13 protein-coding genes and 2 tRNA genes are annotated in these 16,027 nt (G+C 53.0%); 4 read left to right on the top strand and 11 right to left on the bottom strand.

What is annotated here, in order from left to right:
• Positions 1-185: 185 nt before the first annotated feature.
• Positions 186-1,220, top strand: coding sequence for a sugar ABC transporter substrate-binding protein (locus ACLM7Z_RS07140; RefSeq protein WP_087021836.1), 1,035 nt, complete (start codon positions 186-188; stop codon positions 1,218-1,220).
• 200 nt (positions 1,221-1,420) lie between these two features.
• Here the strand turns inward: ACLM7Z_RS07140 and ACLM7Z_RS07135 are convergent, their stop codons facing one another.
• On the bottom strand, positions 1,421-2,290 hold the full coding sequence (locus ACLM7Z_RS07135; RefSeq protein WP_273350090.1) for an AraC family transcriptional regulator: 870 nt from the start codon (positions 2,288-2,290) through the stop codon (positions 1,421-1,423).
• Positions 2,291-2,595: 305 nt separating this feature from the next.
• On the opposite strand from ACLM7Z_RS07135, the gene ACLM7Z_RS07130 reads away from it, so the two are divergent.
• Complete coding sequence (locus ACLM7Z_RS07130) at positions 2,596-3,774, top strand: Gfo/Idh/MocA family protein (protein WP_087019711.1); 1,179 nt, start codon at positions 2,596-2,598, stop codon at positions 3,772-3,774.
• Positions 3,775-3,882: 108 nt separating this feature from the next.
• On the top strand, positions 3,883-4,848 hold the full coding sequence (locus tag ACLM7Z_RS07125) for a sugar phosphate isomerase/epimerase family protein (protein ID WP_087021830.1): 966 nt from the start codon (positions 3,883-3,885) through the stop codon (positions 4,846-4,848).
• An 86-nt stretch (positions 4,849-4,934) separates the two neighbouring features.
• On the opposite strand, the gene ACLM7Z_RS07120 is transcribed toward ACLM7Z_RS07125, so the two are convergent.
• From ACLM7Z_RS07120 to ACLM7Z_RS07105, 4 genes are all read right to left on the bottom strand, one after another.
• The gene (locus ACLM7Z_RS07120) at positions 4,935-6,302 is read right to left on the bottom strand and encodes an MATE family efflux transporter (RefSeq protein ID WP_087021827.1); all 1,368 of its coding nucleotides are present in this window, start codon (positions 6,300-6,302) and stop codon (positions 4,935-4,937) included.
• Between the two features lie 140 nt (positions 6,303-6,442).
• Positions 6,443-7,531: a sugar kinase gene (locus ACLM7Z_RS07115; RefSeq protein ID WP_435645746.1), complete on the bottom strand. Its 1,089-nt coding sequence runs from the start codon at positions 7,529-7,531 to the stop codon at positions 6,443-6,445.
• Between the two features lie 197 nt (positions 7,532-7,728).
• Positions 7,729-8,751 (bottom strand): substrate-binding domain-containing protein, encoded by a 1,023-nt coding sequence (locus ACLM7Z_RS07110; protein WP_087021821.1) that lies wholly within the window; start codon positions 8,749-8,751, stop codon positions 7,729-7,731.
• A 353-nt stretch (positions 8,752-9,104) separates the two neighbouring features.
• Entirely contained in the window at positions 9,105-10,052 is a 948-nt protein-coding gene (locus ACLM7Z_RS07105) for an AraC family transcriptional regulator (protein ID WP_087021818.1), read from the bottom strand.
• A gap of 192 nt (positions 10,053-10,244) precedes the next feature.
• Between ACLM7Z_RS07105 and ACLM7Z_RS07100 the strand changes: the two genes are divergently transcribed.
• Positions 10,245-11,066 (top strand): MBL fold metallo-hydrolase, encoded by an 822-nt coding sequence (locus ACLM7Z_RS07100; protein WP_435645745.1) that lies wholly within the window; start codon positions 10,245-10,247, stop codon positions 11,064-11,066.
• A 130-nt stretch (positions 11,067-11,196) separates the two neighbouring features.
• Here the strand turns inward: ACLM7Z_RS07100 and ACLM7Z_RS07095 are convergent.
• The 6 genes from ACLM7Z_RS07095 to ACLM7Z_RS07070 form a co-directional block, all read right to left on the bottom strand.
• A tRNA-Tyr gene (locus tag ACLM7Z_RS07095) sits at positions 11,197-11,281 on the bottom strand.
• 22 nt (positions 11,282-11,303) lie between these two features.
• Positions 11,304-11,379: transfer RNA gene (locus tag ACLM7Z_RS07090), tRNA-Thr, on the bottom strand.
• Between the two features lie 116 nt (positions 11,380-11,495).
• Positions 11,496-12,188 carry a helix-turn-helix domain-containing protein gene (locus ACLM7Z_RS07085; RefSeq protein WP_165761130.1) on the bottom strand — a complete coding sequence of 231 codons (693 nt, stop codon included), beginning with the start codon at positions 12,186-12,188 and terminating at the stop codon, positions 11,496-11,498.
• Between the two features lie 235 nt (positions 12,189-12,423).
• Positions 12,424-14,757 carry a hypothetical protein gene (locus ACLM7Z_RS07080; RefSeq protein WP_435645744.1) on the bottom strand — a complete coding sequence of 778 codons (2,334 nt, stop codon included), beginning with the start codon at positions 14,755-14,757 and terminating at the stop codon, positions 12,424-12,426.
• Positions 14,732-15,631, bottom strand: a complete 900-nt coding sequence (locus tag ACLM7Z_RS07075) for an ABC transporter ATP-binding protein (protein WP_273349100.1) — start codon at positions 15,629-15,631, stop codon at positions 14,732-14,734. Before ACLM7Z_RS07075 ends, ACLM7Z_RS07080 begins: the two co-directional genes overlap by 26 nt.
• On the bottom strand, positions 15,628-16,002 hold the full coding sequence (locus tag ACLM7Z_RS07070) for a GntR family transcriptional regulator (protein WP_273349101.1): 375 nt from the start codon (positions 16,000-16,002) through the stop codon (positions 15,628-15,630). Before ACLM7Z_RS07070 ends, ACLM7Z_RS07075 begins: the two co-directional genes overlap by 4 nt.
• Between the last annotated feature and the right edge of the window lie 25 nt (positions 16,003-16,027).

The raw sequence follows: 16,027 nt of genomic DNA, 5'->3' as shown, positions 1-16,027 counted from the left end.
AATTATGTAACAAGAAGGCGCATTTACTATTTTCGCAAATCAATTATAATTAACTCAACAATATCAGAGTGTCTAAAAGAAACATTCTGTATTCCGGTAAAATCGGAACAGTATTTTACAATCCGTAACCTGCTGATCCGTTTTACATACTTGTCATATTTATAACAGAAAGAGAGGAAACAAGGATGAAACTGAAAAAAGTGATGGCATTGGCACTGGCCGGTGCGCTGAGTGTAGGCATGCTGGCAGGCTGCGGCGGCAGCAGCAGTTCTTCGGATAGCGGCTCGACAGCCTCCAACAAAAATCTGAAAGAGCTGACGTTCGTCATCGCATCGCGCGATGAATTCATGTCCAGCCTCGAGCAGGCAATGTCCTCAGAAGCTGAAAAACTGGGCTACAAGATTGTTACCCAGGACGCAATCAACGATGCTGCGAAGCAGATTCAGTATCTTGAAACCTGTGCAAACTCAGGACAGGAAGCTGCTATCTGCCTGATGGTAGACGCAGAAGCTGCACAGTCTCTGGTTGACGCAGCCGGCGATATGAAGCTGGTCTTCGTAAACCGTCCGCCTACGGATCTCCACGTACTGGATGCAGAAAACGTATGCTACGTCGGTTCCGATGAGGATACCTCGGGCTACTACCAGGGTGAATACCTTGCACAGTATTTTAAGGACAAGGGCCAGAACGAAATCAAGTATCTGATGGTTCAGGGCACGCTGGGTCAGGTTTCCACCACCAAGCGTTCCGCGGGCGTTCTGAAGGCGTTTGAAGACAATGGCATTACGGCTACCGAAGCTTCTGCTCCGCTGGTTGCCGACTATGACCGTCCGACCGCGCAGGAAATGATTCAGCCGCTTCTGTCCAGCGGTACCAAGTTCGACTGCATTATTGCGAACAACGATGCAATGGCACTTGGCTGTGTTGAGGCCTGCAAGGATGTCGGCATTGACATCGATTTCCCGATCGTCGGCATCGACTGCACCAAGGACGGCGCACAGGCAGTTGAAGAGGGCTCGCTCGCTATGACAGTATTCCAGAATCCGGTTGGTCAGGGTCGCGGCGCTGTTATCGCAGCAATGAACATGATTAACGGCGATGCTGTGAACAAGGGCATGGAAGAGTACGCACTTGACGACTCCGGTAAATCCTACAGCGATTCCATCGCTTGGGTACCGTTTGAGCCGGTTACCAAGGACAACGTTGCGGATTACATGTAATCTGACGATGTTTTCCCCCAACTATCATTCATAATCAGCTGTATTTTCTCTTTAGAACATAGAATTTCTCTTCTATTTATTTGGAATCCGCGCGGTCATCTGCTTGGGATTTTATGATGACCGCCACCCTTAATATGACAAGCAAGGCAGCCGTTGTCGACCCCCATCGACAACGGCTGTTTTTGCGTCTGTTCTGAAATTTAATCTTGCGCTTTTGCCGCCGCACCGCCGCCCTGCTGCATGGTGCGGAATGCCTTCGGCGTGTAACCAACCTTGCGTGTGAACACATTGATAAAGCTGCTGGCCGAGCTGTAACCTACCTCAAACGCAATTTCATTGACCGACTTACGCGAATGAGTCAGCAAACGCTGAGCCTTCTCAAGCCGTGTATTGATGACGTACTCTGACGGCGAATAGCCTGTCTGCTTTTTAAATGAATGCGACAGGTAGCACGGACTGAAATTGGTTAGCCGCGCCAGATCATCCAGTGTGATCTGTTCTCCGACATTGTGAATGATATACTGGATGGCTTCATCAATCGGTGAACCCTCCGTCACCGGCGGAACCGCAACCAGCGACAGCTTTTGCAGCAGCTGATTGATCCAAAAATGCACATGCAGTGCATTCTGTACCGTGCCGCGCTCATGCATCAGCGCGGTATCATACAGTTCCTTGCCGACCTCCAGATTTTTTTCCTGCCGGAAAATCGGCCCGCCGTTCAGATCAACCAGCCAGTTGACCAGATCGTGGGAATTCAGCCCATCGAAATGAATGTACACAAACTCCAGTCCGTCATGCGCGCGATAATAATGCGGATGCACACAGTCGAGCAGGACGACATCTCCCTTCTGCACCAGGTATTCGCTTCCCTGATAGCGCAGATCCATCTCTCCCCTGCGGACAAACAGAAGCAGGTTGTATGGATATGTATCACGGCTCATATAGTACTGCCTGGTGCAAAAATAATGCCCGCACCAGGTCATATAAATCAGTGACTTTCTCGCACTTTCGGATGGCTGAAAGGTGGAACAATGGGACTGCGGAAGGATTCCGGGATCAACACTTTTCATGCTTAAACTGGCCTCCATTTCAAAAAGCAAATGCGATGGATTTTATAGCAACCACGCGTATTTACGATTATATAATAATAGATTATACTACAGTCAGAAAGAACACAAGTAACAAATATAACAAAGAAAACAGTGTTTTTTCGTAAGCTTTTACCAAAACCCATCATATTTTTGCTGAATTGCACATAAAGCAAATCCAAACATTCTCCAAGTGAAAACCGCCTTTGAACCGGCGATTTTATAGTCTGGGTGAAATACCCAAAAAAACAGAAACAAAGAGACAGAAAAGGAAAGGAATTACTAGTATGCAGATCGGTGAAAAGAAAATTGAGCGCCCCTTCCGTTGGGGCATCGTAGGCGGCGGCAAGACCTCTCAGGTCGGCTACAAGCATCGTCTGGGCGCAATGCGCGACAACACTTCGTTCGTTCTGACTGCTGCGGCATTCGACGTTGACTTCGATCGCTGCAAGGAGTTCGGCAAGAACCTGTGCATGGATGAGGATCGTCTGTATCCGGATTATCAGACCATGTTCGCAGAAGAGGCAAAGCGCGAGGACGGCATTGAGGCTGTTGACATTGCTACCCCGAACTTCCTGCATTACGAAGCAACCAAGGCAGCTCTGGAAGCTGGCCTGCATGTCATCTGCGAGAAGCCGCTGTTTTTCGAGGTTGAGCAGGGCGAGGAGATCAAGAGACTGGCAGAAGAGAAGGGCAAGATCGTTTGTGTTACCTATGGCTTCTCCGGCTTCGAGCTGCTCCAGCAGATGCGTTCGATGGTTACCTCCGGCATGCTGGGCAAGATCAACATGATCGACCTGCGCTATGCACATGGCTTCGGCTGTGATCCGGAAGGCGACGTCAAGTCCGAAGGCCAGAAGTGGCGTGTTGACCCGTCCAAGGTAGGCCGCGCATTCGTTCTGGGCGATCTGTCCACCCATACCTACTACATGTCCCAGATGATCTGCCCGGATCAGAAGCTGAAGCAGGTTCTGTGTGACCGTCAGGCTTTTGTCGGCTCCCGTTATCCGCTGGAGGACAATGCATATGTCCTGATGCGTTATGAAGACGGTGCGGTTGGCCGTATGTGGTGCTCCTGCGTCAACGCCGGCGACATGAGCTCCCAGCACATCCGCATCGTTGGCTCCAAGGCTTCCCTGGAGTGGAACGACATGCATCCGGACGAACTGCATTATCAGCCGCAGGGCCAGCCGGAGCAGATTCTGTACCGTGGCATGGGTTACCTCTCTCCGGAGGCACAGGAAGACGAGCGTCTGGGTGCGCTGCACTACACCGGCCTCATCGAGTCCTGGTCCAACCTGTACGGCCGCTTCGCTGTTGCAATGGACGCAAAGAACCGCGGCGACGAAGAGACGCTCAAGAACCTGGTTTACCCGGATCTGGAGCACGGCATCGACGGCATCAAGTGGATCAATGCATGCGCAGAGTCCGCTGACAAGGGTGCTGTCTGGGTTGACGTAAAGTAATTTAACTTACTTCACATACCACTTTTCTACACAACAACATGCCCTGCCGGGGCGCCGATCTGAGCGCCCCGGCAACAAACAAAGTATGAAAGTATGGAGGAATTTGTTATGAAGCTTTCTATTTGCACTGACGTATTCGGCAAGATCCCGTTCACTGAAATGCTCGACAAGGTTAAGGCTTATGGCATCGACGCAGTCGAAATGACTGCTGGCGGCTGGGGCGGCTGCTGCTTCATCCCGTCTGCGGAAGAGCTCATCAACGACGATGCAAAGCGCGCAGCTTTCCAGGCTGAGCTGGACAAGCGCGGTATGGAAATTTCTGCACTGAACTGCTCCGGCAACCCGCTGATCGACACCCCGATGGGGCATGCACACAGCAAGACCATGCGTGACACCTTCGTTCTGGCTGGCAAGCTGGGCGTCAAGACAGTTGTCACCATGTCGGGCCTGCCGGCAGGTGCACCGGGCGACAAGACCCCGAACTGGTTTGTCTCCACTGTTTCCTGGCCGGAGTACGACGGCTTCAACTACATGGTTGAAGGCGTAAAGTATCAGTGGGAAGTCGCTGCTGCGTGGTGGAAAGAAACCTGCAAGATCGCCAAGGAAAACGGCGTTGAAAGAATTGCAATCGAGGAATTCCCGGGCGCACTGGTACACAACGTCCGCACCTTCAACAAGCTGTGTGAAGTTGTCGGCGAGGATTCCGATGTTCTCGGCCTGAACCTCGACCCGTCCCACCTGATGCTCCAGGGTGCAGAGCCGATCGCTGCTGCACGCGCACTGGGCGACAAGATTTTCTACATCCACGGCAAGGACGCACGCATCGAGCGCTACAACTCTGACGTTGACGGCCTGCTGGAGAACCTGCCGGTTGACGCTTCCGCTGAGCGCACCTGGAACTACGTAGCAGTTGGCTGCGGTCGTGACCTGCAGTGGTGGAAGGAATTCTTCTCCGTCTGCAAGATGATGGGCTACGATGGTTATGTATCCCTCGAGATGGAAGACCTGACCATGAGCGTAGAGGCTGGCCTCCAGACCTCCATCGACGCCCTCAAGGCAACCATCAGCCAGTAATCAGCTGTCTCTTTCATCGTACATAGGAAAACGGAGCGGTATGTGCCTCGGCACATCCGCTCCGTTCTTTTTATGCGATTTTGCACTTACAGCGTACCGTCTCGCTTCATCTTCCGGGTCGTGAAAAGATAGCAGACCGCAAAGAAAAGAATGCCGTAAACCGATGCCAGCGGGACAGCAATACCGATATCGACCAGCGAAGCGCCCGGCTTCAGGCTGAACAGATAGGACAGCGGCACGCGGACAAGGAACGATGCTGTAATGCCCTGCACCATGACCGGAAGCGGCTTGCTGTGGCCATTAAAATAGCCGATGTAGCTGAATACAATGCAGGTCAAAACTGCCTCCGGGCTGAAGCCGCGCAGATACTCCGCCGATTTCTCAATAAATACCTCGTTGGAAGTGAACAGGGACGACGGGATATCGCCCTTGAAGAACGACAGTGCACAGATGAACACACCAATGGTCACGCCGATTGCCATTCCGGTGACCATAGCGCGGCGCGCACGCTTTTCCAGCCCCGCGCCGACATTTTGTGCGACAAAGGCGGACATCGATTGCATCAGCGAGGACGGGATCAGCATGATAAATGATACAACCTTCTGCGCAATGCCATAGCCGGAGGACGCCTCCAACCCCATATTATTGATAATCGCGCACAGGATCAGGAACGAAATATTCGTCAGGCACTCCTGTAATGCCAGCGGGATGCCGAGCTGTAAAAACGTTGCGATTTCCCTGTTAAACCGGATATCGCGCCGGGAAACGGTAAACGGCAGCTTCTGCCGGCGGATAATGACGAACGACAGAACAACACTGACCGCCTGTGCGAGGATCGTCGCCAGTGCCGCACCCGCGACATCCAGCTGAAGCCCTGCGACAAAGACCAGATCGCCTATGACGTTGACGATGCACGCAATCAGCACAAAGATCAGCGGCAGACGAGAATTGCCCAGCCCGCGGAAAATGCCGCTGATGACGTTGTACGCGACGACAAACACAATGCCTGCACCACAGATACGGATGTATGTGACGGTAAGGTCATATGCCTCCTCCGGCGCATTGAGCCACGAGGCAAACTGCGGCGCAAACAGCAACAGCACCGCCATTAACACCGCTGCCAGCGCGATAAAAAAGCAGATTGCGCCGCCGATCACCTTTCCGACGCGCTCCACGCTGCGTTCGCCCAGATACCGGCTGATGAGCACCGTGACGCCCATCGTCAGGCTCGTGATAACAAAAGTCACAAGGTTGATGACATTGCTGCCGGTGGCAACGCCGGAAATGCCTGCGTTGGTACCAAACTGTCCGACAACGATGAGGTCGACCGCGCCGTACATCGCCTGTAAAATCAGCGCGCCGAGCACCGGTATCATAAATTTGATGAGTTTCCCTGCAATGCTGCCCTGTGTAAAATCATCGGACAGCGTATTCTCTCTTGCTTTTTTTGCCATAGATTATCCTCCTTTTCCATATCTCAAGGCAGGCGGTATCCGAAAACCGGTTTTCAGATACGCCCCGGTATTCCGATGGTTTTGCGGTACACAAAAGGGAGCACAGCAACGCTGGCTGCGCTCCCATTCTATTTTCAGGCTCATCGCTGAATATCATAGTTCATGTTCATCAGGCTGCGGATGCCCTGCGCATCATCGGTAATGTTCGCGTCGCCATGAATGGTATGCTTGAGCACACTGCTTGCCACCGCAAAGTTAATCATATCCATCGGGCGATAATCATGGATCATCGCGTAAATCAGGCCGCTGGCAAATGCATCGCCGCCGCCGACGCGGTCGAGGATGTTAAACGTAAACAGTTTGCTCTCAAACGTATGCCCGTCATACCACATGAATGCCTTCAGGCTGTTCTCACTGCCGCTGTGGACATAGCGCACATGGCGCGCGATGCATTTGAGATTTGGGTAGCGGTCGATGAATGCCTGGAAAATCTCATCCTGCTGCTCATAGCTCGGTTGGAGTGGCACGCCGTCTTTGTAATCTCCCTTGCTGTGGTCGTCTTCATCGCGCCAGAGGTGATACGGCTCGATGCCCAGCAGCACATCGACATACGGAAGGCAGCCCGTGCAGAAATCACGCGCTTCCTCCCAGGTCCACAGCTTGCTGCAGAAGTTGCCGTCAAAGCTGACAACCATGCCCTTTTCCTTTGCCACCCGCAGGCAGTCCATAATCAGCTTGCGGCAGTTTTCGCTGAGTGCGGGCGTGATGCCGCTCAAATGCAGCCAATCGAAGCCGTCCAGCAGCGCATCAATGTCGACGCCGCTGAAGTCGTACTCGGTAATTGCGCTGTGCTTGCGGTCATAAATGACCTGGCTCGGGCGGATGCCATAGCCGGTCTCGAGATAATACGTGCCCAGACGGTGCGATGGCGTTTCCTCCGGTGTGCTCAGAATCATCGGCGTACAGTGGACATCATTGCTGCGCAGCATGCGCACGGCACTCTTTCCGAGGCTGTTGTTCGGCACGACGCTGAAAAAGGTGCTGTCTACGCCGAGATTGGCGAGGGAAAGCGCAATATTCGCCTCACTGCCGCCATAGCTCGCTTCAAAATTGCTCGCCATGCGGATTTTTTCATAGTTCGGCGGGGTCAGGCGGAGCATGATCTCACCGATCGCAAAAAATTTCTTTGGACTGTCGTTGTTCTTCAGTAATGGATTATAGTGTTCCATAATAGCCTCCGTTTCCTCACATAAATTCTGTGAAATCCCAAGGCTCTTCTATTCTCTTTTATTGTAACAAATAAAACCAAAAAAGGACAGGGGGCTCAGGCAGGTTTTATCTGTTTTATTTAAAAAAACAATGTTCCATAAAAGGCAGAAAAAGGCGCCGGACGGATCCGGCGCCTTCTGTCTTACACAATATGGAATTACAGGTACTCTGCGACATTGTCCGCAGTGACTTTTTCAAACGGAACCCAGATAATATTGCTGTTTTCCTCATCGGTCTCATAGCTCATTCCCTCGGTCAGTTCGGCGCCTGTGGCAAGGTTGATCGCTGCCTGCACGCCTGCAATTGCCTGTCCGGTCGCGTTCTGGTATACCGTTGCCAGCATAGTACCGTCAGAAACCGCTGTAAGGCCTGCATTGGTGCCGTCGATGCCGACAACCAAAATGTCAGAAGTATCAATGCCGTTCTGCCGGAGCGATTCCAGAGCGCCCAGCGCCATCGCGTCATTGTTTGCAATCACGCAGTCGACCTTGGACATGTCCAGCCCCTCTGCCAGCATGACAGTCATCTGATCCATTGCCGTGATGCGGTCATAGCCGCAGTCAACCGGCTCCACAGCAGCAGTCGCGGTGATTCCCTCTTCATCGAGCACCTTCAGCACATCTTCCGAACGCTGGATGGTGTGGATCAGGCCTGCGGTGCCTTCAATCATCACATAATTGATGTTGTCCTTGCCTTCCTTTTTGAGTTCTCCTGCCAGCATCTCGCCCTGATAGGTGCCGGAGCAGCTCTCATCCGAGCCGACATAGATGTGGTTTTCGTCGAGTACCGATTCATCCTGCGGGATACGGTTGATAAATACAATTTTTGTATCACCTGCCGCTTCAACCACTTCATCGGCACGCATGTCGTCCGCAAGGACGACCAGAATGGCATCTGTCCCATTGCTGGCAGCCGCACGTACATACTGAAGCTGTTTATCCATATCATCGGCACAACCCGTCGATGTCAGTTCACACCCTTTGGATTCTGCAGCGGCCTTCACTGCCATGTCCAGCATGCCAAGATATTCATCCTTATAAGAAACAATAAACGATAATTTGGTATCGGGCGCCGGGTCGCTCGCCTGTGCAGCCTGATCCTCCGAACCGCCGCAGCCGGCCAGCATGCCAGCTGTCATGATGCCTGCCATCAACAGTGCAAAAAACTTTTTCATTTTCATGTGGTCTACCTCTGCTTTCTCATTTTGTGTCGGGATTTGGATCAAACCGCCAGATAAAGATGGGCTGTATTGCGGCTTCCCATTGCTGCCCCATCTTTATCTGTCGTTTGATACAAAAGAGATTCTGTCATATCATGACAGAAAGAAAAGAAACAGCGAAACTACGTAAATTTCTATGAACACCTCCTGATGCCATATCCATTCAGAAGTCTTTCTTCGCTTTTCAGTATAGTGCATTTTATCCGTATGTAATTCCACTATCCCGGCATTTTCCTGCACATTTCCGGCAGACCGTTTTTGTTTTTCAATTTTTTGCGCAATTCAGTCAGATGGTTGCACAATTCCGTCATGTATCATTTTTTGCAGCTTGTCTCCTGCTGAATGAACTGTCGCGGCGTCATGCCAAACTCTCTTTTGAACAGCCGGTTGAAATATCCGACCGACTCAAAACCGACAGACAGCGCGATTTCGGATATCATGCTGTGTGTGGTCAGCAGCTTTTCCTTCGCACACCGCAGCCGGTAATCATTCAGATACTCCACCGGAGACATATTGGTTCCTGCCCGGAAGCACCGCAGCGCGGCACTCTGGCTGATATTGGCTGCACCGGCAATATCGTCCGCAGAAATGCGCTCGGTATAATTCTCCCAGACAAACTGCATCATTTTGCGCAGGCGTGCCTGCATGACAATATTCCGGTCTGTTTTCGGCTGTTCCCGGTATTCATTTACATGTGCCGCCAGCTCCAGCCACAGATTGCACACGTTGATATGGATTTGCAGCTCAGGCATGCTCTCCGCCGTCCGGCAGATATTCCAGAGGTTTTCCAGCCATTCGCAAATACGTTTTCGCCACGGTATGTCCCGGTTAAATACAATGACATCCGCCCCCGAATCCAGCGCCGGTTCCACATATTTCCTGTAAATAGCTGAATTTCCCGGCGCAACCAGCTCCGGCAGGAACAGGAAATTGATGAATCTGCACCATTTTTCTCCCGCATTATGCATTCCCCCATGATGAATTACACCGCTGTTAATCATGGCACAGTCGCCTTTTTTCAGGCTGACGACCCTGTCCCCTGCCTGATATTCAATGGCCCCCTCCTGTACCAGCACAAATTCCAGCTCCCGGTGCCAGTGCCATCCAATATCCCCTATATTGTATCTCCAGTCAAAAAGCTCGCTGTAACACTGGAACGGAAAATCTCCCGTACCATGTGACCTGATTTCACGCATTGTGTCATCGGTGGCAATCAGCCATTCCCCATCGTTGGTAACATTCTGAATCAGTTCCATCTGCATGTTGTTTTTCTCCTCCACATCATGATATCGTTATCATAATACAATCCCATGCCAAAATTCTTGCCGCATTCCGTCAATTGCCTGCACAATTCCGTCAGAGCACAGGCGCAGGCCGATCGGTTGCAGACAGATCACGTTTCCCCTATAATAATAGCAGAGACCGGCACAGACGCAAAGCGAAGGGAGATAAAAATGGAACAGCTGTATGTACTCGGAACCGGAAATGCAACGTCAGTTGAAGCGTTTAACACCTGTTTTCTGATCCGCGACGGCGCAGAGCTTTTTCTGACCGATACGGGCGGCGGCAATGGCCTGTTAAAACGCCTGCGGGACATGGATATTGCGCCGGAGGACATCCACCATGTCTTCCTCAGCCATGCCCACATGGATCACTGTCTCGGCGCCCTGTGGCTCATCCGCGTGCTGTCTGTCAAAATGCAGGCGGGTCATTATAACGGCACCCTCTCCTTTTACGGGCACAGAGAGGTTCTGGACACGGTTGACGCTATGTGTAATATGATGCTGCGCCCGAAATTTTACCGCATGATCGGGAAATATATTTTCTTTGAGGCCGTCCAGCCCGGCGAAACGCGGCAGATTGCCTCCTGGCCGGTAACCTTCTTTGATATCGGCTCGAAAAAAACGCTGCAATATGGCTACACCCTGCGGCTGCACAGTGATCGGACACTGGTCTTTGCGGGCGACGAACCGTTAAAGCCCCATACCGCCGAAATCGGGCGCAATACGGACTGGCTGTTGCGCGAAGTGCTCTGTTGCCATGCCGACGAGGGACAATTCCACGCCTACGAGAAAAAACACGCGACAATGAAGGAAGCGTGTATGGAATCCGCTGACATGCAGGTAAAAAACGCCGTCCTGTGGCATCTGGAGGACAGGACGGACAAAAAAATCCGCAAGGGCAAATACCTGGCGGAAGCAAATCAATGGCTCAGCGGCGTTCCTGAGCCGCCTGTGGTGCATGTGCCGGATGACGGGGATATCCTCACGCTGTAACGGAAAAAATTTACGACAATACTACGACAAAAATCCGGACGGAAATTTTTCTTCGATTCCGCTCGGATTTTTATTTGCATGAAATGTGCAGAAAAAAGCCCGAATCGTAAAGATTCGGGCTTTCAAAGCTTGGTGGGAGGTGGTGGATTCGAACCACCGAAGTCGTTGACAACAGATTTACAGTCTGCCCCCTTTGGCCACTCGGGAAACCTCCCATATTCACTTGATCGCAGAAAGTGGAGCTGGTGGACGGACTCGAACCCCCGACCTGCTGATTACAAATCAGCTGCTCTACCAACTGAGCTACACCAGCGTGCCGCGCCTTTGTCGTCCGCTGTGTTCTCTCAGCGACGTGTTATATATTATCATGAAGCATTCGATCTGTCAACACTTTTTTCAAAAATTTTTGAAAAACTTTTTTCATTCGACTCACTTCTTTTTTCGAGTGGTCTGATCGAACTCTTCAATGGAATCAGAAACGCTTTGCAGGACATGCAACAGTGACTCCGCGCGACCGGGATAATCATCCGGCAGTGCCGCCAGCGACAGATCAGGAAGCTCCGCATCCTCCTGCTTCAGGCCAAGCGCACCGCCGCCGTTCGCCGCGCAACGGATGCGCAGTTCGGTCAGCTTCATGCGTGCATCACACAGCGCGTCAAAGCGATCCTCATCGGTGCGGAAGGCTTCCGATGGGTTGGACTTGTCCGCCGCATACAGATAGCGGAACAGCTTGTACTCCACTGTTGAAAGATAGGTCGTCAGCTCGTCCACCAGCTGCTGTGAGCCGGATTTTGCCGCGGCATCCAGCAGGACGCATGCGGAATCCGCAACCAGCTTCTTGTTGAGCACTGCGCTGTCCGCCTCGTCCTCCCCGGCCTCCGCCGGAGTGGGTGCGAGTGCCGTGCCGCCGTCGCGCGACATACTACGCCCCAGCAGGTAATCGCAGGAGACGCCATAGTAATCAGCTGCGCGTACAACAAAGCTGAGACCTGGTTCACGCAAACCATTCTCATAGTGGCTGAGCAGGGCCTGTGAAACCTGAAGGTCTCCGGCGGCTGTCCGCTGGCTTATTCTCTTTTCGCGGCGCAGCAGCGCCAAAGTACGGGAAAAGTCACTTGCCATTGATGTTTGCTCCATCTCTCAAAAGCATACACGCATACCACTGCCGTGCAGGGCTGCGTCTGGTATTTATAGTATACTGGTTTTATAACTATTTGTAAAGTGTTGTACCAAACAATTGTGTCATTTTCTCCGGTTTTCTCTGGAAATAAACCGTATTCCGCCCTGATTTTCCGCAGACAGCAGGCAGCACCTGCGCGTATGCACAGGTGCTGCCGTCGTTTCTGACTACACAGTGTTATTGCCGTTTTCTGCGCCGGTGAATCAGCCAGGCTGCCGCAACAGCCGCGATGATGCCCACCGTGAGCAGGATAATTGCCACGATTGCTTTGGGCGAACCAAAGGAAGTTGTCACTATGACAGCGGTCGGGCCATCCGTTCCGCCGATGATGCCGACTCCGGTGCTGCTGGCAGCATCGCCCTCACGCTCCGCGCCGGACTCCTGATGTGCGGTGCACTGAACGCTTGTGCCGTCCGCCAGCTTTACAACATAGCTTTCATAATCCAGACCGTAAATCGGATCGATGACCGAATCAAACGAACTGGGCACGAGTTTTTTGCTCCATTCGGCAATCTGATCCGGCTCAGTATAGACGGTCTCATGCTCTGTACCGTCGTCGTCGTAAACGGTCGAAACAACACTTGTGACCTTCTGATCTCCAAAGCCGGGGGCAAAGCCTTTCGCGTACAGCCTGAGCTGCGCCAGCGTCCGTGTTTCGCATTCATACACCGGGATGTCGTATATACCATCCTGATCGGTAGACCAGTCCCAGAGGTCTATATTGACGCCTTCCCACTGGTCGATCAGATCCTGTGTAGCAGCACGCAGGATCGCAACGGGTGCATGCGCTTCGGCATATTCCTGTGTGATGGACAGGGACTCCGCTTTCAGTGTTTCCAGAATGTCGATGATCGTGCTCTGGTTGCTGATCTTTTTTCCGCTGCCCGTCGAATTGATATCGCCAACATCAACATAGTTGCCGACCATCAGGAAGGTAATCTGATGCTTTCTCTTTTCCGCCCGTGCAATTGCTGTACGTGCATTCAGATATTCCTGAGAAAAGCGTACTTTCGTGCTGTTCTCTGCAATCTGGTCGGTTTCACACGGCATGTAATAATTGCGACGGAAAATCTTTCCGTTTTTTAACTGGAATGTGACGTCATAGCTCCACGTTCCATCCATGACGGTACTGCGATCCCCCTGCATCGCCTGTGCGCCCATGGATGCCGAAGCATAAATCGCATCTATGTTTTCCGGTTCCTCCAGCAGGCTTGGAATTGCTTCTTCCGATTCCTCTTCCCGTTCCACCGGGACACCCAGAATGGAGAAGCTGGTGTACACCCTGCAACCGTTTTCATAATCTGTACCGCAGCTCCAGGACGGATCATCTGCCGACAGATCCGCGCCGACAATGTCCTCCCGGTCAGGCAGCGTGCTGTTCCAGTGCGTGACATCCATCGCCATGCAGGCGAGTACAATCGCCGCCGCCGCACCGAATATCAGTGTGCTCTTCCAGCGACGGAACAGGCTGTGAAAATCCTGATCGTACACAATCTCCACCACACACGCTGCAACCGCCACACCGATGGCAATGCCAAGGAACATCGTCTTCCAGTCGCAGGTCGTAGCCTGAAAGACCAGTCCGCACACGATGCCGACGACGCTGACCATATACAGCTTGAACGGCAGCTCAATGACGGGGAACGCGATGGAAAGTCCCGCATGTTCACTCTTGCGGATGCGGCACAGGACATAGCACAGCGCGAGAATCAGAGCCGTCGCAATCAGGCAGCCCAGTGCGGGCAGCACACACTGCATGGCATAATCCGTCTGGTCTGTCCACAGCTGGCTGAGCGCTGTCGTCATGCGGAACAGCGCCACCGGAGGCGACAGCCACAGCTCGCCGTCCGGCTGCGCGGGTACACGCGCCGGATACAGGATACTCAGCAGGCAGCTCACACCATAAACACCGAAGAACAGCCCAAATTGCAGCCAGCCGCACACGAGCAGCGACACCAATGTGTGCCCGCAAAGGATTGCCGCCAGAATACTGACGACATAAATGAACAGGAAGCCCGCAACATGCGTCAGAATCGAATACGCCAGCTGTGTTCCGTCGATGGCGTCCGCAAAACCGTAGGCGACACATACGCCGCAGGTAAGCACGACGCTGAGCAAATACGCCGGAAGGACTGACAAAACACCAGTGAGCGCGCGGACGGCAAAAATCTGTCCGCGACGAACCGGCAGCGCGCCGAAGAAATCCGTCTGGCTGCGCGAATGCAGATAGCGGAACATCGCAATGCCTGCGACAACCGCCAGCGTCATCAGCACCACATTCGCCAGCTCCTGTGCCATCAGTCCACTGCGAACAGTGTCCACCATGTTACTCCAGGAATCGGGGTCGCTCCTGTCCCAGGCATACCGCAGCAATGACTGAATGGTGAGAATCATGCCGACCGGCAGAACGGCAAGCATGGAAACCAGTGACAGCGTGAACAGCGCCGCCTGCCTGCGGCAGCAGTTGGACAGCAGGGTATGGAACTTAAACGATGAGCTTTCTCGCGTCATAGCCGTTCACCTCCGTTTCAGCAATAAAGATTTCTTCCAGCGACAGCGGAAGAAGCTCAAAATACAGCGGATTCGCTGCACGCAGACGCGCTTCGGTTTCCGCACGGTTGCCGCGCACCGTGACCGTCAACATGCGTCCGCTGCGCTGTGTATCCATCACATCCAGATCGCGCAGGATTTCAGGTGCCGGGATGTCGCCGGGAATCAGCTGGATTTTCTGGATATTCAGCTTCATGTCGTCCAGATCGCGCGAAAACAGAATGCCGCCGCGATGCAGCAGCCCAATGCAGTCGCAGAAATCCTCCAGCTCGCGCAGGTTGTGTGAAGCGATGACCGGTGTTGCACAGAATTCCGCGACATCGCCCGCAAACAACGACTTGACTGCCTGCCTCGCGACCGGATCAAGCCCGTCAAAGGTCTCGTCACAGAATAAGTAATCCGCGCCAGAGGACACCGCGCAGATGACCGACACCTGTTTTTTCATGCCCTTCGAGAACGTGCGGATCTTGCGCCGTTCATCCAACCCGAAATTGTTCATCAGGCTGCGGAAGCGCGCCTCGTCAAAATGCGGATAAATCGTTTTATAATATTCCTTTAAATCCCGCGGCGTACAGCCGGAGAAAAAATATGGTTCATCCGAAATCATAAAGCACCGGCTCTTGATTTCCGGATTTTCAAAAACCGGCTGGTCGTCTATTGTCACCGACCCGCTGTCCGGCCGCAGAATGCCCGCCAGAATGCGCAGGAAGGTCGACTTGCCCGCGCCATTGGAACCGATCAGCCCGTAAATCGAGCCGGTACGGATTTCCGCCGTCACGGAGTCGAGCGCCGGCATACTGCCAAAGCTCTTATGCACAGCCTGTGCCCGAATCATACTTGTTCCACCTCCATAAATGACCGCAGCAGTTCATTGCACTGCTGTGTTGTTGCCCCCAGTTCGCGTGCCTGCTCCAGCAGCCTGCCAATGGCACTGCGTATTTCCTCCAGCTTTTCCCGCCGGATGCGCGAGCAGTCACTCGATACAAAATTTCCCTTTCCTCGCACGGAATAAATCACGCCACGGCTCAGCAGCTCGCTGTACGCCTTCTGCACGGTGTTCGGATTGAGGGAAAGCTCCATCGCCATCTGGCGCACACTGGGCAGCTTGGAATCCGCCTCCAGCACGCCGCGCACCGCGAGCATTTCCATCTGATCGACCACCTGCTCGTACATCGGCCGTGGATCGTGCAGGTCCAGATGTATCATCGTTTTTCCTCCTTTTCTCTGAATT

Origin of the sequence: Butyricicoccus porcorum, assembly GCF_051246315.1 — a bacterium.
GTDB classification, from domain to species: domain Bacteria; phylum Bacillota; class Clostridia; order Oscillospirales; family Butyricicoccaceae; genus Butyricicoccus_A; species Butyricicoccus_A porcorum.
Note: the sequence above shows the minus strand (reverse complement) of the source record. Positions and strands in the feature narration are given on the sequence as shown.